Genomic DNA, 22,672 nt, shown 5'->3' with positions numbered 1-22,672 from the left:
CATTGAGCCCAAGAATTCTCAAATCGACGACATCCGTCAATGGGCAATATCGCCCCACAACGCCCCGATCGCCGGGACCCGCGTTGTGGGTTTTTTTGCGTTTGGAAAGCACATGCTGGACCCAGTGAAGATCGGCATACTCTATTCGACGACCGGGCCTTACGGGGCCATGGGCCGCGATGCTTTCGACGGCGTGGAATTCGCCTTCCATGAATACAGAAATGCCGGCGGCACGCGCGTCCAGCCGGTCTTCTTCGATCCCCATGCAGATCTTGCCGCTTATCTGGAAGGCGCACGCAGCCTGATCCGCGACAGCGGATGCCGACACATCATCGGCACCATTACCTCCGCCGCGCGCAAGGAAGTGCTGCCACTGGTCGAGAAACACGACGGCCTCTTGTGGTACATGTGCCCCTATGAAGGCTTCGAGGCCAATGAGAACGTCATCTATATCGGCGGCTGTCCGAACCAGCATCTGATCCCCCTCTTCGAACATCTTGTCCCCCGCTACGGCACCCGCCCCTACCTCGTTGGGGCAAACTATGTCTGGGGCTGGGAAATGAACCGGCTGGCGCGCGAACTTGTCGCCAATGCCGGCGGCACGGTGCTCGGCGAGCGCTACCTGCCGCTTGAGGAAACGGCAGTTGAGCGCATCATCGCCGACATCGCGGAAAAGCGCCCGAGCTTCATCCTCAACAATCTCATCGGCCCGTCGAGCTATGCCTTCCTGGAGGCCATGCACGAACTCGGCAAACGCGACCCGGCCTTTCTGCCCGAGAATTGCCCCGTGGCCAGCTGCGACCTGCAGGAAAGCGAACTGGATGAAGTTGCAGCGGGTGCTGCGACCGGCCAGCTTTGCGCCGCCTCCTATTTCGACACGCTCGACAGCGCCGAGAACCGCGATTTCAAGGCACACCTTCGCGCCTTCAAGCCCGAGACGCGGCGCGTCTCCAGCATCTTCGCCAGCGCCTATACGGCGGTCACCATGTGCATCGCCGCCATCGAGGCATCGGCCGCCAGCGACCCGGCGACCGTGCGTCGACAGGTTCACGGCCGGACGTGGCCGGGCCTCTTCGGCGCAATGACCGTCGATCCAGCCACCAATCACGCTGCCCTCCCCTTCCTGCTCGGCCGCATCAATGCCGAGCGCGGGTTTGACGTGATTGCCTCGCGACCACCCTTGGCCGCCGATCCCTACCTCACCGGCGGCAGCACGCGTCGTGAACCTCTGTTGAGGGTGGTGTCATGATCGCCAAGACGCCGAACTTCACAGGCTGGCGCGTCGTGATCCTCGCAGAGGACGACACGAACACCGAAAAGCTGCGCCGGCAGCTTGCTCTGCTGGGGATTTCCTCGTCTCTCCAGTGGCTGCCTCTGGCGGAGGAGCATCTGCCCGATCTCGTGATCGTCGACGCCGATCGCGGCTGGGACGAACTCCTGCCCTGGGCACGGCGCAAACCCGCCCGCCCGGTTGCGGCCCTCCTGGGCTCGGAAGCACCAGGACGGATTGCCTGGGCAATCGACTGCGGAGCGACTTCCTTCATTCCAAAGCCCGTTTCAGCCTCGACCATTTACCCGGCTCTCGTGCTTGCCGTCAGCGCTTACGAGCAGCGCCTCGAGGATGAGGCGCGGATCGCCCGGCTTGAAGAGCGCCTGAAGCTGCGCCCCATTGTCTTTGCAGCGGTCAATCGCCTGAAGACCGAACGGCAGATCGACGACGAGCAGGCTTATGTCCTGCTCAGAACCTGCGCCATGCGACGCCGCATTCCCCTTGAACAACTGGCAGCGCTCCTCGTCGGCGGGCTCGAAACACTGTGCGAGGCAGGCTGATGCGGATCTTCAAGGAAATCGGTCGCCAGCCCGCGGCCCTGTTCGGCCTGATCGTCATCGCCCTGGTTATCCTGGCGGCGCTCGGCGCACCGCTCTTTGCCCCATTCGACCCCAATGAGCAGATGTTTGACGGCCTGACCCTCGAGGGCGCACCCATGCCGCCTGGCGGTCCGTTCGTGCTCGGGACCGATACGCTCGGTCGCGATCTCCTCTCCCGCATGCTGTTCGGCGCGCGGACATCACTGATCATCGGCCTCGTTGCCAATGGCGTCGCGGTCTCGATCGGACTTCTCGTGGGCATCATGGCCGGCTATCTCCGCGGCTGGGCCGGCAATCTCATCATGCGCTTCACCGATCTGATGATGGCCTTCCCGGCGCTGCTGCTCGCCATCGTCCTCGCAGCCCTTCTGAAACCCAGCCTCTGGATCGTCGCTTTGGTGATCGCGCTCGTCAATTGGGTTCAGGTCGCGCGCATCGTCTACACCGAGACCCGCGGACTGGTGGAGCGTGACTTCATTCTGGCCGAACGGTCGCTGGGCGCCGGTCACGCCCGCATTCTCTTCCTGCACATCCTGCCCCATCTGGTGCCGACTGCCATCGTCTGGGGAACGCTCGGGATCGCGACGACAGTGCTTCTCGAGGCCACGCTCTCCTTCCTCGGCATCGGCGTTCAGCCGCCTGATCCGTCCTGGGGCAACATCATCTTCGAGAGCCAGAGCTATTTCCAGGCAGCCCCCTGGCTGGTCTTCTTCCCAGGCGCCGTGATCCTGATGACGGCACTCGCCTTCAATCTGGTGGGTGACGCCCTGCGCGACATCCTCGATCCGACGCAGAGAGGAAGAGGCTGATGTTGGCTGTCTTGGGACAACGTCTGGTCCAATCCGTGCTGATCCTGTTCGGCGTGGCAGCGATCACCTTCGTGCTGCTTTACGCTCTCCCGGCAGACCCCGCGCGCATGCTCGCCGGGCGGAGCGCCACGGCCCAGACGGTCGAAAACATCCGGCGCGAACTCGGCCTCGACCAGCCGCTGCCCGTCCAGTTTGCCCAATATGTCGGCGGCTTGGTCCAGGGAGATCTTGGCCGTTCCTATGCCCAGAAGACCGAGGTGGTGACACTCATTGCAGCCCGGTTGCCGGCAACGCTCACACTGATGGCCGCTGGCATATTCCTCGAGGTATTGCTTGGCGTGATCCTTGGCTCGATTGCAGCCCTCAATCGCGGCGGCCTTCTCGACCGTACGGTCATGATGTCCGCCTTTGTCGGGGTGTCGGCCCCGCAATTCGTGGTCGCCCTGCTGCTCCTCTACGTCTTTGCCGCCACGCTCGGCTGGTTTCCGATGTCCGGCTATGGCACCGCCGCCCATGTGGTCCTGCCGGCCGTCACGCTCGGCATGCTCGGAGCCGGCTGGTATGCCCGCATGGTGCGCTCGGCGATGATCGACGTGCTGAACCAGGACTATATCCGCACCGCACGCGCCAAGGGACTGTCCGGAGCCCGCGTGATCCTCCGCCATGTCCTGCCCAATGCCATCCTGCCGATCATCGCCATGATCGGCATCGATATCGGCCAGTTCATGGGCGGCGTGGTGGTGGTCGAGGCCGTCTATGGCTGGCCCGGCATCGGCCAGCTCGCCTGGCAGGCCATCCAGCAGGTGGACATCCCGATCATCATGGGCGTCACGCTCACCTCCGCTCTCGCCATCATCACCGGCAATCTGATTGCCGACCTGATTGCGCCGGTCATCGACCCGCGTATCCGCTCACACTGAAGCCTAACGACAAAAGGGGAACGTTCAATGTTCAGAAGTATGCTTCTCAACTCAACCGCCGCCGCCCTTATGGCGCTGATGCCGTTTTCGGCCAGCGCCCAGGATACGCCCGCAAAGGGTGGTGACATCGTCGTCACCTACAAGGACGACATCACGACGCTCGACCCGGCGATCGGCTATGACTGGGTTAACTGGTCGATGATCAAGAGCCTCTATTCCCGCCTCATGGATTATGAGCCTGGCACCGCCAATCTCGTGCCGTCGCTCGCTGAAAGCTTCGACGTCTCTGCCGATGGCCTGACCTACACCTTCAAGCTCCGTCCGGGCGTCAAGTTCTCCAACGGCCGCGCCGTTATTGCCTCCGACGTCAAGTATTCGATCGAACGTGCCGTCAATCCGAAGACGCAAGGCCCGGGCGCCGGCTTCTTCGGTGCCATCACCGGCTTTGATGCGGTGTCCGGCGGTACGTCCGAAACCCTGTCGGGCATCGAAACGCCTGATGACATGACGGTGGTCTTCAAGCTGTCCCGTCCGGATGCCACCTTCCTGCACGTGCTGGCGATCAACTTCGCCTCGGTCGTACCGAAGGAAGCCGTGGAAGCGGCAGCCGGCGACTTCGGCAAGAAGCCGGTCGGATCCGGCACCTTCATTCTGAAGGACTGGACAATCGGCCAGCGGCTCGTCTTCGACCGCAATCCTGACTACTTCAACAAGGATCTGCCCTACATCGACAAGGTGACCGTCGAAGTCGGCCAGGAGCCGCTCGTCGCTCTCCTGCGTCTGCAGCAGGGCGAGATAGACATTGCCGGCGACGGTATTCCGCCGGCCAAGTTCCTCGAGATCAAGAACTCGGCTGAAGGCGCGCAGATGATCGTCGACGGCGAACAGCTGCATACCGGCTATCTGACGCTCAACACCAAGATCAAGCCACTCGACGACGTGAAGGTCCGCCAGGCGATCAACATGGCCGTCAACAAGGAGCGCATCACCCGCATCCTGAACGGTCGCGCGACACCGGCAAACCAGCCCCTGCCGCCGCTGATGCCGGGTTATGACAAGGCCTTCACCGGCTATGCCTTCGACGTTGAGAAGGCAAAGGCCCTGCTGGCCGAAGCCGGCTTCCCCGACGGCTTCGAAACGGTGCTCTACTCCACCAACACCGATCCGCAGCCCCGTATCGCTCAGGCGATCCAGCAGGATCTGGCGGCCATCGGCGTCAAGGCAGAAGTCCGTGCACTGGCGCAGGGCAATGTCATCGCGGCCGGCGGCACCGAAGGCGAAGCCCCGATGATCTGGTCCGGCGGCATGGCATGGATCGCCGACTTCCCGGATCCGTCCAACTTCTACGGCCCGATCCTCGGCTGCGGTGGCGCGGTCCAGGGCGGCTGGAACTGGTCCTGGTATTGCAACGAGGCGCTCGACAAGCGGGCGATCGAAGCCGACTCGATGTCCGATCCGGCCAAGGTTGCCGAACGTCAGGCGGCCTGGGGCAAGATCTTCACCGACATCATGGCGGATGCGCCCTGGGTGCCAGTCATCAACGAACGCCGTGTCGTTGCCAAGTCGGCACGCATGGGCGGCCCTGACAACATCTACATCGATCCGACCCGCGTCATCAATTACGACGCGATCTTCGTGAAGCAGTAACGCAACTGCCCTTGCTGCCCCCTCCTGATCGAGGGGGCAGCGCCTGAGGAAACACACGAAAAACACTTGAGGCATCATCATGTGCGTCGCCTGCAACCACACCATTCACCGGGCCCAGCATAACTTTGGCTGGAACAAGGACTTCTCCCCTGCCCTCGTCGCCAAGCCGGGCGAAACAATCCTGTTCGAATGCCTGGATTCCTCCGGCGGACAGCTCGGAGCCGACGCGACACTCGACACGCTCGCCAACCTGGATTTCGGCAAGATCAATCCGGTTTCGGGTCCCGTCTATGTCGAGGGCGCAGAGCCGGGCGACGCCCTGAAGGTGACGATCCGCAAATTCCATCCATCCGGCCATGGCTGGACTGCGAATATCCCGGGCTTCGGTCTTCTTGCAGACCAGTTCAAGGATCCGGCGCTGCATGTCTGGTCCTACGACACCGCCTCGATGGCCCCGGCCGCCTATGGCCCCGGCGGCAAGGTGCCGCTCAAGCCCTTCACCGGCACGATCGGCGTCGCACCGGCAGAGGCAGGGCTTCACTCGGTCGTCCCGCCCCGTCGCGTTGGCGGCAACATGGACATCCGCGACCTGACCTCGGGCGTGACGCTCTATCTTCCGATCGAAGTGCAGGGCGCACTCTTTTCGGTCGGCGACACGCATGCCGCCCAGGGCGATGGCGAAGTCTGCGGAACCGCAATCGAAAGCCAGATGAACGTCGAACTGACGCTTGATCTGGTCAAAGGCGCCAATCTGAAGTCACCGCGCTTCACGACGACCGAACCCGTCACCCGCCATCTCGATGGCGCTGGCTACGAAGTGACCACCGGCATCGGCCCCGACCTGATGACCGGTGCGCAGGAAGCGGTCATGCGGATGATCGATCTGCTCACGGCCGAACACGGCATGAACCCGGTCGACGCCTACATGCTCTGCTCGGTCTGCGGAGACCTCAGGATCAGCGAAATCGTCGACATGCCCAACTGGGTTGTCTCCTTCTACTTCCCGAGGATCGTTCTTTCGTGACCGAGCAAAGTCAGGACCAGGGTCCGGTCATCTCCGTCAAGGAACTCTCGGTCGACGCCCGGACCCCAACCGGCCTGAAGCGCATCCTCGACCGGGTGTCCTTCGATCTGGCTGCCGGGGAAACGCTGTGCCTGGCCGGAGAGTCCGGTTCCGGCAAGTCGGTGACCTCGCTCGCCATCATGGGCCTCTTGCCCAAGGCGTCGCTGCGCGTCACCTCAGGCGAAATCCTTCTTGGCCGGTCGGAGTTGACCCGCAAGTCCGAGAGGATGATGCGCAGCATCCGAGGCGGCGATATCGCGATGATCTTCCAGGAGCCGATGACATCCCTCAATCCGGTGATGACTGTCGGCGCCCAACTGACGGAAGCGATCCGGGAACACCGGAAAAATCTGACCGAAAGTCCTGAAAGCCTTGCCCGCCAGATGCTCGATGCCGTGCAGATGAGCGATCCGGCCCGCCGACTGACGCAATATCCGCATGAACTCTCCGGCGGCATGCGCCAGCGCGTGATGATCGCCATGGCACTCTCATGCCGCCCGAAAGTGCTGATCGCCGACGAACCCACCACCGCGCTCGATGTGACCGTCCAGGCGCAGATCCTGAAACTGATGCGCGAACTGCGCCACGAGTTTCAGACCTCGATCCTGATGATCACCCATGACATGGGCGTGGTCGCGGAAATGGCCGACCGCGTGGCGATCATGAAGTCAGGCAGGATTGTCGAGCAGGGGACATCGATCGATATCTTCGAACGTCCTTCCGATCCCTATACCCAACAATTGCTGGCGGCCGTCCCCCGCCTAGGAGCCCATGCCGGCACGGACATACCACCGCGGGTAACCGCGGTCTCCCAGGTGGCCCCTGCTGTACCAAGCCCCATTCTGGACGTTGCCGACCTCAGCGTGACCTACGGCCGGAAAACCGGTTGGCTCCGGCGCGGGCCACAACCGGAGCCGACGGTCAAGAATGTGAGCTTCAAGCTCAAGGCCGGGGAAACGCTGGGGCTCGTTGGTGAAAGCGGCTCCGGCAAGTCCACCACCGGCAAGGCCGTCCTCGGGCTCATCCCCTTTGAGGGAAGCGTCCGGATCGCAGGCCAGGAGGTCATGCCCTCATCAAGCGCCATCATGCGCCCGATCCGCCGCGCCGCCCAGATGATCTTCCAGGATCCCTATGCGTCGCTTGACCCACGCATGAGCATTGGGGCCGCAATCGCCGAACCCCTGGTCATCCACGGTATCGGCGACAGCACCGAACACCGAGATCGCGTTGCGGAGTTGCTCAAACGCGTCGGCCTCACGCCGGATGCCGCCGAACGCTATCCCCACGAGTTCTCAGGTGGCCAGCGGCAACGCATCTGCATCGCCCGGGCGCTTGCCCTTGAGCCAAAGCTGATCGTGGCGGATGAAAGCGTCGCAGCGCTTGATGTCTCCGTGCGCGCCAGAGTTCTCGACCTGATGCTCGAATTGCAGGAACAGATGGGGCTCGCCTATCTGTTCATCTCCCACGACATGGCCGTCATCGAAAAGATGTCACACCATGTCGCCGTCATGCGAGGCGGCGAGATCGTCGAGATCGGCACCCGCCGCGCGGTCTTCGAAAATGCGAGCGATGACTATACCCGGGCGCTAATGGCAGCAGTCCCCGTTCCGGATCCAAGGCAATATCGCGATCAAGCGCGGCTCATCGCAGGAGCATCCTGAGTCGAGGGGGGGCAACGACTGACGGGGGCCAAGATCCGCGTGGATGGCGGTGCCGTAAGGTCTGCCTGACAAGTTGACTGGCAGCCGCGCCTTACGGTTCCAACCCGGCGCAGCGCGCGGTGTTGCGGATATGGGTCTCCATCTCGAGTTTCGCCCGTGCCCCGTCATTGGCCCTGAGCGCCGCGATGATCTTGCGGTGCTCGCCGATCGATTCCCGCATACGCTCCGGGTCGGTGATCGGGATCGGCTGACGTTGCGTCTCGGTCACCTGGTCACGCACCGTCTGATACAGCGCCTTCAGCATGGCGTTCGAGCAGGCAGACACGATGGTGCCGTGAAACTCAAGGTCCGCCTCGACATTCGCGAGCAGATCCTGGTTCGCCCAGCACTCTTCCATCGTCCGGGTCGCCTGCTCCATCTTGTCGAGCTGCAACTGGGTCAGACGGCCCGCCGCCAGCCGGGCGATCTCCCCCTCCAGCAGGATGCGCGTCTGGAAGACATCGAAGACGGAATAGCTGTCGGAATAGCGCCAGGGCGCCATGTGACCGGCCGCACCCGAGCTGGGCGCAGAAGGGTTTGCAACGAAGGTGCCTCGCCCAGCTTCGGTCTTCAAAAGCCCCAGCGTTTCCAGCGTCAGCAGTGCTTCGCGCAGCGAGGCCCGGCTAATGCCGAACTTCTGGGAAAACTCCCGCTGGGAGGGGATCTTCTCGCCCGGCTTCAGCTGTCCGGACTGAATCATACCCTGGATTTCGCGTGCCACGGACTGCGGAACGAGCGTCTTGTTGAACATGCAGTCCCTTCCCTGGCGGCGTACTTCAACGCGCAATCTATTTTTTTCGCCATCCTCTTGCCAAGCACAAAGCAGCATGCTTGTTTGGTCTGACTGGTCTGACCAGTTAGACCAATGTAGATTGAGTCATGTTCAAAAAACAAGGGGAACTCTCATGACACGTTCAACCACATTTAAAGCATCCATCTTCGCGGGCCTGCTTGCCGCATTCGGCACCTCCGCCCATGCCGCAGACCTGACCGTCGGCGCCAATATCGGCAACGTCCCGTGGGAATTCGAAGACGCCAGCGGCAAGGTCGCGGGCTTCGAGGTCGATCTCGTCAACGAGATCGCCAAGCGCCTCGGCAAGACTGTCGAATTCGTCAACACGCCGTTCAACGGCCTCTTCCCGGCGGTCCAGTCGGGCCGCATCAACATGGCGATCTCGTCGATCACCATCACCGAGAAGCGCCTCGAATCCGTCTCTTTCGCGCAGCCCTATTATGACAGCGACCAGTCCCTGACCGTGACCGCCGCCTCCGGCATCACGGGCTTGAAGGACATGGGCGAGAAGGTCGTCGGTGTCGACACCGGCTCGACCGGCGACATGTGGGCCGATGCCAACAAGGGTGAATACAAGCTCGGCGAGATCCGCCGCTTCGAAGGCCTGCAGCCGGCCATGCTCGACCTCGTCGCCGGCCGCGTCGACGGCTACATCTCCGACATTCCGGCCCTTCTCTACTACGTGAAGGACAAGCCGGAACTGAAAGTGGTCGAGCGCATCCCGACCGGCGAGAAATACTCGATCATGTTCAACAAGAACGATCCGCTCGCAACCGAGGTCAACACCGTCATCACCGCGCTAAAGCAGGAAGGCTTCATCGCAAAGCTGCATGAAACCTGGTTCGGCGCGAAGGCCGAGGACACCACCTCGACCGTCACGGTGCTCGACATGCCAAAGGCCATGTAAAGCTCGAAACGCAACCGGCGGGACACCCTTGTTCCGCCGGCCTGCCACGGGAGCCGATGCGGCATGACACTCATCAATACCTTCTTCAATCTCGACGTCCTCGCTGACAGCCTTCCCGCTCTGCTCTGGGGGCTGCTGGTCACGCTACAGATCGGGGTGACGAGCATTCTCGTCGGCCTCGCCGGCGGCCTTTTCCTGGCAGTTGCGCGCCTCTACGCACCGGGTTTCTTCAAGGTTCTGATACGAGTCTATATCGACATCTTCCGGTCGATCCCGCTTCTGGTGCTTCTGATCGTCGTCTATTACGCACTGCCCTTCGTTGGCATCCGGCTCTCGCCTTTCTTCTCGGCAGTCACGGCTCTGTCCCTGGTATCGGCAGCCTATACGGCAGAGATCTTTCGCGCCGGCATCGAGGCCATCCCGCATGGCCAGTTCGAGGCCTCCGCAGCGCTCGGACTTTCCAATCGCCACACCATGGTCGACGTGATCCTGCCCCAGGCGATCCGCATCGTCATCCCACCGCTCACCAACAACTGCATCAACGTCATGAAGGATACGGCGCTCGCTTCCGTTGTCGCAATGCCCGACCTCTTGAAGCAGGCGACCCAGGCCCAGGCACTCGCAGCCAATCCCACGCCCCTCATCGGCGCAGCGCTCATCTACATCGCGCTCCTCTGGCCGATGGTCGCGATCGTCTCGCGCCTCGAGAAACATTTCAGCCGGGGGAAGCGCTGATGACCGGAACCACTGCGCCCCTCATCTCGATCCGTGGGCTGACCAAGGCCTATGGCACCTTCACCGTTCTGCACGACATCGACCTCGACATTGCCGAAGGCGAAGTGGTCTGCGTCATCGGCCCCTCTGGTTCGGGCAAGTCCACGCTGATCCGGTGCATCAACCATCTCGAAGCCTTTGCACCCGAAAGCCGGATCACGGTCGACGGCATTCGCGTCGAGCCCGGCCCGGCGCTTGCCAAGGTGCGCGCCGAAGTCGGCATGGTCTTCCAGTCCTTCAACCTCTTTCCGCATATGACCGTTCTAAAGAACGTCATGCTCGCCCCGATGCGCGTACGCGGCACATCCGTGGCGGAAGCGGAGCGAAAAGCCCGCGAACTGCTGGCCCGCGTCGGCATCTCTGAGCAAGCCGAGAAGTTTCCAGGCCAGCTCTCGGGCGGCCAGCAACAGCGCGTAGCGATCGCCAGGGCGCTTGCGATGGAGCCGCGCGTCCTGCTCTTCGACGAGCCAACCTCAGCGCTCGACCCGGAAATGGTGGGCGAGGTGCTGGACGTCATGCGCAAGCTGGCAGGCTCCGGCGTCACCATGGTGGTTGTCACGCATGAAATGGGCTTTGCCCGCCAGGTTGCCGACCGTGTGATCTTCATGGATGGCGGACGCCTGGTCGAAAGCGGCACGCCGGTGGAGATTTTCGACGGCCCGAAACACGAGCGGACGCGCGGCTTCCTTCGCGCAGTCCTCAATCACTGAACAAGAAAAAACACTGGAGGACACCCCCGCAATGCCAGCCCCTTCCGCCAAGCCGCTTGATCTCGACTATGTGCGCACCCAGTTCCCGGGCCTCGCCCGCGGCTGGACCTTCTTCGACAATGCGGGCGGCTCCCAGATCCTCAAAAGTGCCGTCGAGCGGATCAACACCTTCCTCTTCGACAAGAATGTCCAGATCGGCGGCTCGTACGAGGTCTCCCAAGCTGCCGCAGCAGCCCTCTTGGAGTCGCGAACCGCCGCCATGCATCTCGTCAATGCGAACCGTCCGGAAGAGATCGTGTTCGGCAATTCAACGACGGCGCTCTTGCAGAATCTTGCCCGCGCCATGCACAGCCAGCTGACGGCGGGCGACGAAATCATCATCACCATCTCGGATCACGAGTCCAACATCGGCCCTTGGGACCGGCTGCAGGAACGCGGCGTGATCTTGAAGATCTGGCCGCTGAACAAGGAAACGCTGGCACTCGACCTCGCCGATCTGGCGCCCCTGATGAGCGAGCGCACGAAGCTCGTCTGCGTCACCCATTGCTCGAACATCCTTGGCTCTATCAACCCGATCCGCGAGATCGCCGATTTCGTCCATGCCCGCGGCGCCAAGATCTGCGTCGATGCGGTCGCCTACGCCCCCCACCGGGCCGTTGACGTTCAGGCCTTCGACGTCGACTACTATGTCTTCAGCCTCTACAAGACCTACGGTCCGCATTACGCGCTGATGTACGGCAAATACGACCTGCTGCTCGAGCTCGACACGCTCTACCACTACTTCTACGGCCGCGACAAAGTGCCGGGCAAACTGGAGCCGGGCAATCCGAACTATGAGCTCGCCTATTCCACATGCGGCATCGTCGACTATCTCGTCTCACTCGGCGAACAGGCCGGCGAAACTGGAACGATCCGGCAGAAGATCGAAGCGGCCTATGGCGCGATCACCGCACAGGAAGACGCGCTGACCGAACGCCTGCTCACCTATCTGCGGTCACGCAACGACTGCATGATCGTCGGCCAGTCCGTGAACCGCGACAGCAAACGCGTCCCCACCATCGCCTTCCGCTTCGATGGACGCGAGGCGGCCGACCTCTGCAAGGCCATGGATGCCGAGAAGATCGCCATGCGCTTCGGAGACTTCCATTCACGTCGGCTTGCCGAATATCTTGGACTGACCGACCATGGCGGCATGCTGCGTGTCTCGATGGTGCATTACAACACGATCGAGGAAGTCGACCGCTTCACCACCGCTCTCGACACCATCCTCGCCGGTGAGGCCGGCCTCGCCAAGGCGAGCTGAAACCAAACGAAAAGGGACTGACTGATGCGCTTCGATACGGTGATCCGCAACGGAACAGTGGTGACGGCAAGCGACACATTCGTCAGCGATGTCGGCATCCGGGACGGCCGGATCGTTGCGCTGGGAGCAGACCTGACAGAAGCCGATGAGGTCATCGACGCGACCGGCCTGTTTGTACTGCCCGGCGGCATCGACAGCCATGTGCATCTCGACCAGCCCTCGGGCGACGGCATCGTCATGGCCGATGATTTCGACAGCGGCACGCGGTCAGCCGCGATCGGCGGCAACAGCACTGTCTTGGCCTTCTGCATGCAGGAAAAGGGTCAGTCCCTGCGCGAAGCACTGAAGATCTACCACGCCAAGGCAGACGGAAAATGCCATGTCGACGTTTCCTTCCACCTGGTGATCACGGATCCGACGGCTGAAGTGCTCGGCCAGGAACTGCCGGCCCTGGTGGAGGACGGCTACACCTCGCTCAAGGTCTTCATGACCTATGAGGGCCTGCGTCTGCGCGACGACGAGATCCTGGCAACCCTCGATACCGCGCGTCGCACCGGCGCCCTGGTCATGGTCCATTGCGAAAACGAAGATGCAATCCGCTACCTGATTGGCAGGCATGAGGAAGAGGGCAAGTTCGCGCCGAAATACCATGCCACCACCCGCCCCGTGGCCGCTGAGCGCGAAGCAACCCACCGGGCGCTGTCACTCGCCGAAATCGTCGATGTGCCGATCGTCATCGTCCATGTCTCGAACCGCGAGGCGATGGAGGAAATCCGCAGAGCTCGTCAGCGCGGCCAGAAGATCGCCGGCGAGACCTGCCCGCAATATCTGATGCTGACCGCCGACGACCTTGATCTTGAAGGCATGGATGGCGCGAAATTCGTCTGCTCTCCCCCACCGCGCGACAAGGCGAGCCAGGACGCCTGCTGGGAAGGCATCGAGCAGGGTGTCTTCGACCTTTTCTCCTCGGACCACTGCCCCTTCCGCTTCGACGATCCCGAGGGGAAGCTCAACGAAAAGGGCAAACGCCATTTCCGCTGGATTCCGAACGGCATTCCGGGCGTCGCAACCCGCCTGCCGATCCTCTTTTCCGAAGGCGTGATGAAGGGCCGGATCGACATCAACCGCTTCGTCGCGGTCACATCGACCAACCACGCGAAGCTCTACGGCATGTACCCGCAAAAGGGCACGATCGCGATCGGTTCGGATGCAGACATCGCGCTCTGGGACCCGCGGGAGCGCGTGACCCTGACCAACGAGATCCTCCAGCACGGTGCCGACTACACCCCCTATGAAGGCCAGGAAATTCAGGGTTGGCCGGTACGTCTGCTCGTTCGCGGCCAGACGATCATGGAACGCGGCTCTGTCGTCGATGCCGGACAAGGACAGTATCAGAGCCGCAAGCGCTCGAACCTGATTGCGGACACCAATTCGGGCGCCTCAGCGAGGCCCTAGAGAGACAGGCAGCGCTCTGAAGCAGCCCGCCAAGAAAACCTAAACCACGGCTTCCGCTTCAATCTCGACTTCATACTCGCCGACAAGGGCACCGGCTTCGATCAAGGTATTCGCCGGCAAGACCTCGCAAAAGAAGCGGCCATGGGCACGCGAGACAGGCTCCCACTGTGATGCATCCTTGAGATAGATGCGGGTGCGCACGACATCCTCCATCTTTCCTCCGAGAGCCGAGATGGAAGCTGCGATCTTGTCGAGAATATATGTCGCCTGCGCGCCCGGATCGCCGGGTGCCACACAACGGTTACTGCCGTGGGTCGCCGTCGTGCCGGATACCAGGATCCGGTCACCGACCCGCACGGCTCGGCTGTAACCCGCCAGCGGCTCCCAGATGCTGCCGGAGGAGACCTGCAGGCGATCTGCGCGCCCCGGCACCGGCACCGCCGTGTAGACGGACGGGATCGCATCGAGGTGATGACTGAGGTCGCCGGATGCCGTGAGGAAGGGCGGCTTGCGATACTCATCGCCGCAATCGCCGGGAATGGGTGTGGCCTCAGTAAAGGCGTTGTCGAGCAGAGCCTGATCACCCGCATCCAGTTCGAAGGTAAAGACCTTCAGGTTGTCGTTGCGGTGCTCGTTTTCACCGAGCCGTGCCCCGATGATCGTCGCGGCAACGGCCGGATGTTCGAGGACCCAGCGGCTGGCGACGTTGGAGATCGAGACCCCGTGCTTGCGGGCGATGGTGGATGCCGCCCTGAGAATACCCTGATAGACGCTCCATCCGCCGGCCGTATCGATGAAGCGTTTGTATTTCGAGCGGCTCCAGTCGGGGATCGACGCAGGCTCCGGCTGACCGAGCCACTTCTCCGACAGGAAGCCGCCGCACAGCGTGCCATAGGCCAGAAGCTTCACGCCGCGCTTGAGGCAAAGGGACGACAAATCGCCAGCAGCGCGCCTGTCGATCAGGGAGAAGGAGACCTGGTTGCTGGCGATCTCGATCCCGTCTGACAGTGCAAGATTGAGATGGGCAGCATCGAAATTGGTGAGGCCGAGGGCACCGATCAGCCCCTCCTCCTTCATCGCCTGCATTTCATGCAGGGCATCGAGCCAGGCCGGATGTTCGAATGTCCACCAATGGAATTGCAGAAGGTCGACCTTGTCGACGCCAAGGCGGGCAAGTCTGTCCTCCACACCACGGCGCACCACATCGCGCGTCATCGGACCAGGTTCAGGGCACCATTTGGTGAAGGCCACCGGTCGCTTTTCGCCAGCGGAATAACGCTTCAGGAGATGGCCGGTGATGATCTCTGCCGATCCATAGTGATCGGCCATGTCGAAACTGTCGAACCCGGCCTCCGCGTAAGCCTGAAGCGCATCAGCCCCCTGCTCCGGATCGACCGTGGCGCCGTTCTTTTCGATGTCGGCAACCTGCCAGAGGCCGCAAACGAGACGGCTGATCGACAGGTCCGGGGTTAGATTGATGCGTTCAGGATGCTGGGACACGGAGATCATTCCTCGATGGTCAGGATTGTTTGTTGCGGCTGAGGCGCGCGAGTGGGCTCACCTCGCCGAAGAGGCCACGCGGACGCAGCAGGAGCATGAGGCAGAGCCCGACGCCAATGGCGACAATCTGCAAAGCGGCCGCCCGCGCCTGTTCCTCAGGCGGAACGAAGGCGGAGACGGCGGCGGCCGTGAGAGCCCAGAGCCCCCAGACAAGAATCGCGCCGGCGATCGCACCGCGATTGTTGCCGGAGCCGCCGACGATCAACATGGCCCAGACCTGGAAAGTCAGAACCGGCATATAGTTGTCGGGCGCGATAAAGCCGATGAAGTGTGCCTGGGCGGCCCCTGCAAGGCCCATGATGGCGCCACCGAGGGTAAGGGCCTGCAGGCGAAAGCGGACAGGCCGTTTGCCGAGTGCCTGCGCGGCGGCCTCATCTTCGCGGATCGCGCGCAAGACACGTCCCCAGGGACTGCGCGACAGGTGCTGGAGTCCGAGATAGAGCACCAGCACGACCAAGGCCATGAGACCACAATTCGCCAGACTGAAAATCAAGGCATCACCCTGCAGATCGGCGAAGGGGCGCGGAATGAAGCCGATCCCGAAGGCCCCGCCAGTGATGCTCTGCAGGTTGAGCATGCAGAGCTGGACAGTAACGGCGACGCCGAAGGTTGCGATGGCAAGGTAATCGGATCTCAGCCGGATCGTCAGCGCGCCGACGGCCCAGGAAAGCAATCCAGAGACTACAGCAGCCCCCAGCCAGCCAATCGCAATCGGCATGTCGAAGCCGCCAAAGCGCTCCGCAGTTTCCGGCGTGGTGAGGATCGCCGATGTGTAGGCGCCGACCGCGACGAAAGCGGCGATGCCGACATTGAACAGTCCTGTCATGCCCCACTGAACATTCAGACCGAGGCAGATGATCGCGTAGGTGAAAGCCATGGTGAGGAAGAAGGCGCCATAGGCGATAAGATCGATGCTCATGTCGCTTTTCCGAACAGGCCGCGGGGGCGGACGAGAAGAACCGCAATCAGGATGGCAAAGGACACCGCCGCCCGCCATTCGGCTCCAATTATCTGGACCGTGAAGGCTTCGGAAAGGCCGATGAACAGGCCCGCGATCATGGCGCCCGGAACCGAACCGATGCCACCGAGAATGGCGGCCGCAAACAGGGGCAACAGAAGGTCGTGCCCGAGATAGGGACGGATCTGGATGATCAGGCCGCTCATGATGCCTGCGATGCAGGCGAGTGCGGCGCCCAGAAACCAGGCGGTTCGGATGACCCGGCGAACATCGATGCCGGCGATACCGGCAAGTCCGGGGTTTTCGCTGACCGCGCGCATGGCCCGGCCGATATCCGTCCGCGTCATGACGAGATGCACGGTGACGACAGAGACCAGCGCGACAGCCAGCATGGCCAACTGGTCGGGCGTTGCTCTGAGACCAAGTCCCAGCTTCATCGCAATCTGCAGCGCCTGGCTGAAATAGGCAGGCTTCGAGGTAAACAGGAATTCGAGCAGACTGCGCAGTGCAAGCGATGCGCCGAAGCTTGCCATGACCATGATGATGATCGCGCTGCCGCGTCGCCGGAAGCTCGAAAACAGCGCGGCATCCACGGCCAGCGCCAGAAGCCCCGTCAATGCGACGGCGAGCACCGCTGCGATCGGGAGCGACCACCCAAAGGAGAACGGCCCAATCGGCGTGGTAAGCCCTGCTGCCAGAACGCCAAGCGCACTGCTGATGCCGAGTGCAAGATAGGCGCCCCAGGACAGAAGCTCACCATGCGCAAAATTGGAGAAACGCAGGATCGAATAGGTGAGCGTCACGCCGACCGCGCCCAGTCCGATAATCGCGCCTGCAATCAGCCCGTCCATCAGAAATTGCGGGTTCATGGCACCACCTCACTGGCTGCGCGCCCGGTCGTGCCAAGATAGATCTTGCCGATGAGTGGATCATCGGCGAGATCGGCAGGCGTCCCCTCGTGGCGGATCTGCCCTTCGGCCAGAATGACGGCGCGATCGGCAATCGCCATGGCCGCCTTGACGTTCTGCTCGACCAGAACGATCGTCACACCCTCGCCATTGATGCGCTTGAGCATGGAAAAGACCTCGCCAACGATCTTTGGCGACAGGCCGGCGGATGGTTCGTCAAGGATGAGCACCGGTGGATTGAGCGCCAGCGCGCGCGCCACGGCCAGCATCTGTCGCTGGCCGCCGGAAAGCGCGCCTGCTAGGCGCTTCGGCTTGACGGCAAGATCCGGAAAGCGCGTCAGCATCGTCTCGATAGCGAGGTTACGTTGCGATTTCGGCAGGAGCGCCACGGCGATCTGGAGGTTCTCCAGAATGCTCATGCTGGCAAAGACATTCTCCGTCTGCGGCACAAAGGCCAGACCTTCGGCCAGTTTGCGGTGAGGAGCGACATCCGTGATGTCCCGGCCTGCCAGATGAATCCGACCCGAATGCACCGGCACCATGCCGGCGATCGCCTTGACGAAAGTGGATTTGCCAGCGCCGTTCGGACCCAAGAGGATGACGAGTTCGCCCTGTGCGACGGAAAAATCCACGCCGCGAACAATCGGAAGGTCCGGCTCATAGCCCGCGATCAGCGCAGAGGTTGCAAGGACGGTATCGGTCATGCGCCACCGCCAAGATAGGCTTCGATGACGGCAGGATTGGCGGCCACATCTGCCGGCGCTCCCTCGGCAAGCAGTTTGCCGAGCGCCATGGCCACCACCCGCGAGCACAGCCTCGATACCATGTCCATGTTGTGCTCGATGAGCAGGATAGACTTGCCCTCAGCATTCAACGCCATCACCCGCTCCATGATCACTTCGAGCAAAGCCGGGTTCACCCCGGCCGCCGGCTCATCGAGCAGGATCACTTGCGGGTCCGCCATGAGCACGCGCGCGAGTTCCAGAAGCTTGCGCTGCCCACCGGACAGCACGCGTGCGGGTTCATGGGCCAGTTGCGACAGCGTGACGAATTCCAGGATCGCATGCGCTTTCTCAAGCGCTGCCTTTTCTTCGCGGCGCACCAGCCCAGCTTTCAGGAAATTGGCAAACAGGCCTTCGCCCGTCTGCTTTTGCGCCCCAACCAGCAGGTTCTCAAGCACGCTCATTTCTAGAAAAGGCCGTGGGATCTGAAAGGTCCGAGCGACCCCATGGGCGATCCGCTTTTCCGGCGCTTGGCTCGAGACTTCCCGTCCCTCGACCCAGATCTCGCCGGAACTGGGCTTGAGGCTGCCTGCCAGCAGATTGAACATGGTGGTCTTGCCCGCACCATTCGGGCCGATCAGGCCCAGGATCTCGCCACGGGCGAGCTGTAACGACATGTCGGAGACCACGGTCAGCCCATCGAAATGTTTCGTCAGATGCCGTGCTTCGATGGCAGGCGGTGCTGCGGCACTCTGAAACGATCGTGATGGTTGGGAATGGGCGGCAGCCATCTTCAAAAATGAGCCTTGATTTGATCCGTGATGTTTGATCAAACTTTACGTGGACGCGAAAATCAACCGATATTTCCGGGAGGCTTGGAGGCGGGATGACGGACACGATTGGCCAATCCGACGACTTCCTCACGCCTGTCGGCCGGGAAACCTTGCAGGATCGCGTCTATGACCAGTTGCGCCGCACATTGATCAATGGCGGCTTTGCCGCAGGCGACATGCTGCGGATCGTCGACATGGCCGATCGGCTGAAGACGAGCACCATGCCTGTGCGAGAGGCGCTCGGACGACTTGTCTCAGAACAGGCGCTGGAGGCCCTGCCAAATCGCTCCGTCCGCGTGCCGCTGATCACCCGCGAACGCCTCGATGATCTGGAGCGTGCCCGCATCCTGATCGAGGGGCGCCTGGTGGCGCTCGCCTGTCATCGACTGACGGCGGAAGACATTGAAAGCCTGAAACAGATCAACCGGAATTGCGAGGCAGCTTTTGAGCGGCATGGCCAGGACGTCGGCCCCGTCACGTCTGAAATCAATCATCGTTTCCATTTCCAGATCTATCGGGCCGCCTCCTCGCGTGTCCTCATCCCGATGGTCGAAAGCCTCTGGCTCCAGTCCGGCCCGGTGGTCCGCGCCGCCGCCCATATCCACGACGAACAAGGCGGTCTTGCCGCAACCAACCACCACTGGACGCTCATCGACGCACTCGAGGCGCGCGATGGAGAGGCTGCGGTCAACGCGCTTTCCAATGACATCGGGCGCTCGTTCGATCTCGTGCGCGGGCGTCTCGACGCCGGCGAACAAGCGGCGTGAGGGAAAGCATCGATGAGCGGTAACGACGACACATTCGAGCTCTTTGACCTGCGTGTCGAGGTGGTGATCCCTGAAAATGGCGCCGTCTACTGCGGCGCCAAGCCCGGCGACTATTTCGAGCTTCAGGGTGAGATGCTCTATCTTCCGCCGGGACAGGGACTGTCGATCTACTCGCTCGCCTCCGTCCTTCCCCTTCTGGCCGCCAAGCAGCGCCCGACCCATGCGCATGACTGGATGACGACGGATGCGGACATCGCCTGTCCGGATCCTAACTGCTCCACCCGATTGCGAATTCGGCGCACAGGACTTCGCCGCTTCAGCCATACCGCAACGACAGCCGTGCCCCTCGAAGGAAAAGAGTAACATGCAGCGCATCTCCATCGCCCCCGGTTACGAAATCTCCCGCGTCATCCGCGGCGGATGGCAGCTTGCCGGCGGCCATGGCGCCATCGATGAAGAGACGGCCATCGAAGACATGGTGGCCTTCGCCGAGGCCGGCATCACCACCTTCGACTGCGCGGACATCTACACCGGCGTGGAGGACCTGATCGGGCGCTTCCGTCTACGTTACCGTGGCATGCAGGGCCAGGCGGCCCTCGATCGCATTCGCGTCCATACGAAGTTCGTACCCGATCTCGGCGTCCTGCCGACGATCACCAAGGCCTATGTGGAAGGCGTAATCGACACGTCGCGCAAGCGGCTCAACATGGAACGGCTGGATCTCGTTCAGTTTCACTGGTGGGACTATGAGATACCTGCCTGGCTGGAGACGCTCGGCTGGCTGAAGGAGCTTCAGCAAGATGGTCAGATCGACAAGATCAGTGCAACGAATTTCGACAGCGACCATATCACGGCGACCCTCGACGGCGGTATCCCGCTGACCTCGCTGCAACTGCAATATTCGCTGCTCGACCGGCGCCCGGAAAAGCGCATGGTCGACCTGGCGGCTCGCCACGACTTCGCGCTGTTCTGCTACGGCACGGTCGCCGGCGGCTTCCTCTCCGACCGCTGGCTCGGCAAACCCGAACCGGAGCATCCGCTCGAGAACCGCTCGCTGACCAAGTACAAGCTGATCATCGATGACCTCGGTGGCTGGGATCTGTTCCAGGCATTGCTTGCAACGCTTCGCAAGGTGGCGGACCGCCATGCAACCGACATCGCAACGATCGCGAGCGCCGCCATGCTCCGCCGGCCAGGCGTGACGGCAGTGATTGTCGGCGCGCGCAATCGCGATCACCTCGCCTCCAACCTCGCCATCTCCAATGTCGTCCTCTCAGACGCCGACCTGGCGGAGATCGAGACTGCCCTCGCTGGTGCACGCGAACTGGAAGGCGACGTCTATACGCTCGAGCGGGACCGCACCGGGCGGCACGGCAGCATCATGAAATATAATCTCAACAAAGGGGAATGACATGAACAAGGGATATCAGATGAAACGCCTCGTCCTGGCTTCGACCATGCTCGCGGGATTTGCGATCGGTGCCGCACCTGCCTATGCGCAAGAATGCGACATCACCGTCGGTGTGGTGATGGAATTGACCGGCCCCGCCGGCGAATATGGTAAGGCCGGCGCGAAATCCGTCGAAATGGCCTTCCGTGACTTCAACGACGCAGGTGGCGTCGGCGGCTGCAAGCTGGTCATGGACACCCGCGACAGCCAGAGCCAGGGCAACGTCGCCGTCGATCAGGCAACACAGCTCGTCAACATCAAGAAGGTGCCTGTTATCATCGGCGGCATCATCTCGTCGGTCTCGATCCCGATCCTCACCTCCGTCACGGCACCGGCAGGCGTCGTTCAGGTGTCTCCGGCATCATCATCCCCGACGCTGACGGCACTCGGCCGCGACGGCAAGACCAATGGTGTCTTCTTCCGCACCATCACCTCGGATGCGCTGCAGGGAACGGCAGCCGCCAAATATGCGCTCGACCAGGGCATGAAGAAGATCGCCATCATTCACGTCAACAACGACTTCGGCAACAATCTGATGCAGGAGTTCACGGCCGCCTACACCAAGCTCGGCGGAACGATCACCTCGACGACCCCCTATAACGAGAAGCAGGCAAGCTATTCTTCCGAAGCATCGGTCGCCATGGAAGGCGAACCCGATGCGCTTTACCTCGTCTCGACACCGGTCGACGGTGCAACGATTGCCCGCGCCTGGATCTCTGGCGGCGGCGTGCAGAAATTTCTGTTCAACGACGGCATGAACTCCAAGGACTTCATCGCAAGCGTTGGCCCGCAATATCTGAACGAAGCCTACGGCACCTCGTCCGGAACCACGCCGACGGCCTCGACCGAATACTTCAACGCCAACTACGCCGAATTCTCCGGTGGCATTGAACCGTCGGCCCCGGCAGCCGATCGATCCTACGATGCCGGTGCCATCGTCGCCCTCGCCATCGCCAAGGCTGGCAAGGCCGACAAGGACGCGATCAAGACGGCGATTTCGGAAGTCACAGCACCCGGCGGCACGCCGATCTACGCCGGCAAGGCGGAATTCGAGAAGGCGCTCGGCCTGCTCAAGGACGGCAAGCCGATCAAATATGAAGGCGTCATCGGCCCTGTGAGCTTCGACCAGTACGGCGACATCACCGGCCCCTTCCGCCTCTGGAAGATCACCGACGGAGAAGTGACGACCGTGGGCCAGATGGAATCCGAGGCAGTGTCAGAAATCAAGGCCACGCTTTCGAAGTAGCGGTCGCCGCAGAGACAAGAACGAGGCGGCTCGCAAGGGCCGCCCGCCACCGCACAGACATCCAAACCGTACATCCGCCAGATCAGCGCCCAGGAATGCAATAACTGTCTCGACTGTGTCGAAGCGACTGTAGCGTTCTAGATCTGATCTTGGTTGCGGCGGCCTGATTGCATAGAGACTTGTACAAAACTCGCTTTAGTGGCGCGAACACGGGCGTTCTAGACGCAAGATTAGATTATGGAACTGCCCCATCTGCTTCTCGGCGCCCGGTTCAACCG

The 22,672-nt window shown here is 62.1% G+C and carries 22 protein-coding genes; 16 read left to right on the top strand and 6 right to left on the bottom strand.

Features of this window, described 5'->3' with window-relative positions:
- Positions 1-112 precede the first annotated feature (112 nt).
- The 7 genes from AC02Y0_RS21860 (at position 113) to AC02Y0_RS21830 (ending at position 7,969) form a co-directional block, all read left to right on the top strand.
- Complete coding sequence (locus AC02Y0_RS21860) at positions 113-1,249, top strand: transporter substrate-binding protein (RefSeq protein ID WP_476381283.1); 1,137 nt, start codon at positions 113-115, stop codon at positions 1,247-1,249.
- Complete coding sequence (locus AC02Y0_RS21855; protein WP_102021992.1) at positions 1,249-1,830, top strand: ANTAR domain-containing response regulator; 582 nt, start codon at positions 1,249-1,251, stop codon at positions 1,828-1,830. The genes AC02Y0_RS21860 and AC02Y0_RS21855 overlap by 1 nt, the downstream gene beginning before the upstream one ends.
- Complete coding sequence (locus AC02Y0_RS21850; RefSeq protein WP_476381281.1) at positions 1,830-2,678, top strand: ABC transporter permease; 849 nt, start codon at positions 1,830-1,832, stop codon at positions 2,676-2,678. The genes AC02Y0_RS21855 and AC02Y0_RS21850 overlap by 1 nt, the downstream gene beginning before the upstream one ends.
- Positions 2,678-3,598: an ABC transporter permease gene (locus tag AC02Y0_RS21845; protein ID WP_102021863.1), complete on the top strand. Its 921-nt coding sequence runs from the start codon at positions 2,678-2,680 to the stop codon at positions 3,596-3,598. Before AC02Y0_RS21850 ends, AC02Y0_RS21845 begins: the two co-directional genes overlap by 1 nt.
- 27 nt (positions 3,599-3,625) lie before the next feature.
- A complete protein-coding gene (locus tag AC02Y0_RS21840; protein WP_476381278.1) occupies positions 3,626-5,245 on the top strand; it encodes an ABC transporter substrate-binding protein in 1,620 nt (539 codons plus the stop codon).
- A 79-nt stretch (positions 5,246-5,324) separates the two neighbouring features.
- A complete protein-coding gene (locus AC02Y0_RS21835; RefSeq protein WP_102021865.1) occupies positions 5,325-6,269 on the top strand; it encodes an acetamidase/formamidase family protein in 945 nt (314 codons plus the stop codon).
- Positions 6,266-7,969, top strand: coding sequence for an ABC transporter ATP-binding protein (locus AC02Y0_RS21830; protein WP_476381276.1), 1,704 nt, complete (start codon positions 6,266-6,268; stop codon positions 7,967-7,969). Before AC02Y0_RS21835 ends, AC02Y0_RS21830 begins: the two co-directional genes overlap by 4 nt.
- A 91-nt stretch (positions 7,970-8,060) precedes the next feature.
- Here the strand turns inward: AC02Y0_RS21830 and AC02Y0_RS21825 are convergent, their stop codons facing one another.
- Entirely contained in the window at positions 8,061-8,759 is a 699-nt protein-coding gene (locus AC02Y0_RS21825) for a FadR/GntR family transcriptional regulator (RefSeq protein ID WP_476381274.1), read from the bottom strand.
- Between the two features lie 154 nt (positions 8,760-8,913).
- Between AC02Y0_RS21825 and AC02Y0_RS21820 the strand changes: the two genes are divergently transcribed.
- From AC02Y0_RS21820 to hydA, 5 genes are all read left to right on the top strand, one after another.
- Positions 8,914-9,708 (top strand): ABC transporter substrate-binding protein, encoded by a 795-nt coding sequence (locus AC02Y0_RS21820; RefSeq protein ID WP_476381272.1) that lies wholly within the window; start codon positions 8,914-8,916, stop codon positions 9,706-9,708.
- A 63-nt stretch (positions 9,709-9,771) separates the two neighbouring features.
- Positions 9,772-10,443, top strand: coding sequence for an amino acid ABC transporter permease (locus tag AC02Y0_RS21815; RefSeq protein WP_476381270.1), 672 nt, complete (start codon positions 9,772-9,774; stop codon positions 10,441-10,443).
- On the top strand, positions 10,443-11,192 hold the full coding sequence (locus AC02Y0_RS21810) for an amino acid ABC transporter ATP-binding protein (protein ID WP_476381268.1): 750 nt from the start codon (positions 10,443-10,445) through the stop codon (positions 11,190-11,192). Before AC02Y0_RS21815 ends, AC02Y0_RS21810 begins: the two co-directional genes overlap by 1 nt.
- Positions 11,193-11,223: 31 nt before the next feature.
- A complete protein-coding gene (locus AC02Y0_RS21805; protein ID WP_476381266.1) occupies positions 11,224-12,495 on the top strand; it encodes a cysteine desulfurase-like protein in 1,272 nt (423 codons plus the stop codon).
- Between the two features lie 24 nt (positions 12,496-12,519).
- Positions 12,520-13,950: a dihydropyrimidinase gene (hydA, locus tag AC02Y0_RS21800; protein WP_476381264.1), complete on the top strand. Its 1,431-nt coding sequence runs from the start codon at positions 12,520-12,522 to the stop codon at positions 13,948-13,950.
- Positions 13,951-13,989: 39 nt separating this feature from the next.
- On the opposite strand, the gene AC02Y0_RS21795 is transcribed toward hydA, so the two are convergent.
- The 5 genes from AC02Y0_RS21795 to AC02Y0_RS21775 are packed head-to-tail and all read right to left on the bottom strand — an operon-like array spanning position 13,990 to position 18,889.
- Positions 13,990-15,459 (bottom strand): aldo/keto reductase, encoded by a 1,470-nt coding sequence (locus AC02Y0_RS21795; RefSeq protein ID WP_476381262.1) that lies wholly within the window; start codon positions 15,457-15,459, stop codon positions 13,990-13,992.
- Positions 15,460-15,469: 10 nt separating this feature from the next.
- Entirely contained in the window at positions 15,470-16,429 is a 960-nt protein-coding gene (locus tag AC02Y0_RS21790) for a branched-chain amino acid ABC transporter permease (RefSeq protein WP_476381260.1), read from the bottom strand.
- The gene (locus AC02Y0_RS21785; RefSeq protein ID WP_476381258.1) at positions 16,426-17,337 is read right to left on the bottom strand and encodes a branched-chain amino acid ABC transporter permease; all 912 of its coding nucleotides are present in this window, start codon (positions 17,335-17,337) and stop codon (positions 16,426-16,428) included. The genes AC02Y0_RS21790 and AC02Y0_RS21785 overlap by 4 nt, the downstream gene beginning before the upstream one ends.
- Positions 17,334-18,080, bottom strand: coding sequence for an ABC transporter ATP-binding protein (locus AC02Y0_RS21780; protein WP_476381256.1), 747 nt, complete (start codon positions 18,078-18,080; stop codon positions 17,334-17,336). Before AC02Y0_RS21780 ends, AC02Y0_RS21785 begins: the two co-directional genes overlap by 4 nt.
- On the bottom strand, positions 18,077-18,889 hold the full coding sequence (locus tag AC02Y0_RS21775; RefSeq protein ID WP_476381254.1) for an ABC transporter ATP-binding protein: 813 nt from the start codon (positions 18,887-18,889) through the stop codon (positions 18,077-18,079). The genes AC02Y0_RS21780 and AC02Y0_RS21775 overlap by 4 nt, the downstream gene beginning before the upstream one ends.
- 95 nt (positions 18,890-18,984) lie before the next feature.
- Here AC02Y0_RS21775 and AC02Y0_RS21770 point away from each other — a divergent pair, with 95 nt between their 5' ends.
- From AC02Y0_RS21770 to AC02Y0_RS21755, 4 genes are read left to right on the top strand one after another with little or no spacing between them, the layout of a single operon-like run.
- Positions 18,985-19,698 carry a GntR family transcriptional regulator gene (locus AC02Y0_RS21770; RefSeq protein ID WP_476381253.1) on the top strand — a complete coding sequence of 238 codons (714 nt, stop codon included), beginning with the start codon at positions 18,985-18,987 and terminating at the stop codon, positions 19,696-19,698.
- A 12-nt stretch (positions 19,699-19,710) separates the two neighbouring features.
- Complete coding sequence (locus AC02Y0_RS21765) at positions 19,711-20,061, top strand: TIGR04076 family protein (RefSeq protein ID WP_476381251.1); 351 nt, start codon at positions 19,711-19,713, stop codon at positions 20,059-20,061.
- Position 20,062: 1 nt separating this feature from the next.
- A complete protein-coding gene (locus AC02Y0_RS21760; protein WP_476381249.1) occupies positions 20,063-21,109 on the top strand; it encodes an aldo/keto reductase in 1,047 nt (348 codons plus the stop codon).
- A gap of 46 nt (positions 21,110-21,155) precedes the next feature.
- Positions 21,156-22,394: an ABC transporter substrate-binding protein gene (locus AC02Y0_RS21755; RefSeq protein WP_476384108.1), complete on the top strand. Its 1,239-nt coding sequence runs from the start codon at positions 21,156-21,158 to the stop codon at positions 22,392-22,394.
- Positions 22,395-22,672: the final 278 nt, after the last annotated feature.

Source organism: Allorhizobium sp. nf9_anc (genome assembly GCF_056323085.1).
The sequence above is the reverse complement of the archived record's forward strand: the minus strand, read 5'-3'. Positions and strand labels throughout refer to the sequence as shown.

Excerpts from the sequence above, each read along its gene's own strand:
- AC02Y0_RS21820 (WP_476381272.1), top strand. The coding sequence starts at position 8,914 with ATGACACGTTCAACCACATTTAAAGCATCCATCTTCGCGGGCCTGCTT.
- AC02Y0_RS21805 (WP_476381266.1), top strand. The coding sequence starts at position 11,224 with ATGCCAGCCCCTTCCGCCAAGCCGCTTGATCTCGACTATGTGCGCACC.
- hydA (WP_476381264.1), top strand. The coding sequence starts at position 12,520 with ATGCGCTTCGATACGGTGATCCGCAACGGAACAGTGGTGACGGCAAGC.
- AC02Y0_RS21850 (WP_476381281.1), top strand. The coding sequence starts at position 1,830 with ATGCGGATCTTCAAGGAAATCGGTCGCCAGCCCGCGGCCCTGTTCGGC.
- AC02Y0_RS21780 (WP_476381256.1), bottom strand. The coding sequence starts at position 18,080 with ATGACCGATACCGTCCTTGCAACCTCTGCGCTGATCGCGGGCTATGAG.
- AC02Y0_RS21810 (WP_476381268.1), top strand. The coding sequence starts at position 10,443 with ATGACCGGAACCACTGCGCCCCTCATCTCGATCCGTGGGCTGACCAAG.
- AC02Y0_RS21840 (WP_476381278.1), top strand. The coding sequence starts at position 3,626 with ATGTTCAGAAGTATGCTTCTCAACTCAACCGCCGCCGCCCTTATGGCG.
- AC02Y0_RS21785 (WP_476381258.1), bottom strand. The coding sequence starts at position 17,337 with ATGAACCCGCAATTTCTGATGGACGGGCTGATTGCAGGCGCGATTATC.
- AC02Y0_RS21770 (WP_476381253.1), top strand. The coding sequence starts at position 18,985 with ATGACGGACACGATTGGCCAATCCGACGACTTCCTCACGCCTGTCGGC.
- AC02Y0_RS21835 (WP_102021865.1), top strand. The coding sequence starts at position 5,325 with ATGTGCGTCGCCTGCAACCACACCATTCACCGGGCCCAGCATAACTTT.
- AC02Y0_RS21845 (WP_102021863.1), top strand. The coding sequence starts at position 2,678 with ATGTTGGCTGTCTTGGGACAACGTCTGGTCCAATCCGTGCTGATCCTG.
- AC02Y0_RS21825 (WP_476381274.1), bottom strand. The coding sequence starts at position 8,759 with ATGTTCAACAAGACGCTCGTTCCGCAGTCCGTGGCACGCGAAATCCAG.
- AC02Y0_RS21790 (WP_476381260.1), bottom strand. The coding sequence starts at position 16,429 with ATGAGCATCGATCTTATCGCCTATGGCGCCTTCTTCCTCACCATGGCT.
- AC02Y0_RS21765 (WP_476381251.1), top strand. The coding sequence starts at position 19,711 with ATGAGCGGTAACGACGACACATTCGAGCTCTTTGACCTGCGTGTCGAG.
- AC02Y0_RS21755 (WP_476384108.1), top strand. The coding sequence starts at position 21,156 with ATGCTCGCGGGATTTGCGATCGGTGCCGCACCTGCCTATGCGCAAGAA.
- AC02Y0_RS21815 (WP_476381270.1), top strand. The coding sequence starts at position 9,772 with ATGACACTCATCAATACCTTCTTCAATCTCGACGTCCTCGCTGACAGC.
- AC02Y0_RS21760 (WP_476381249.1), top strand. The coding sequence starts at position 20,063 with ATGCAGCGCATCTCCATCGCCCCCGGTTACGAAATCTCCCGCGTCATC.
- AC02Y0_RS21775 (WP_476381254.1), bottom strand. The coding sequence starts at position 18,889 with ATGGCTGCCGCCCATTCCCAACCATCACGATCGTTTCAGAGTGCCGCA.
- AC02Y0_RS21860 (WP_476381283.1), top strand. The coding sequence starts at position 113 with ATGCTGGACCCAGTGAAGATCGGCATACTCTATTCGACGACCGGGCCT.
- AC02Y0_RS21795 (WP_476381262.1), bottom strand. The coding sequence starts at position 15,459 with ATGATCTCCGTGTCCCAGCATCCTGAACGCATCAATCTAACCCCGGAC.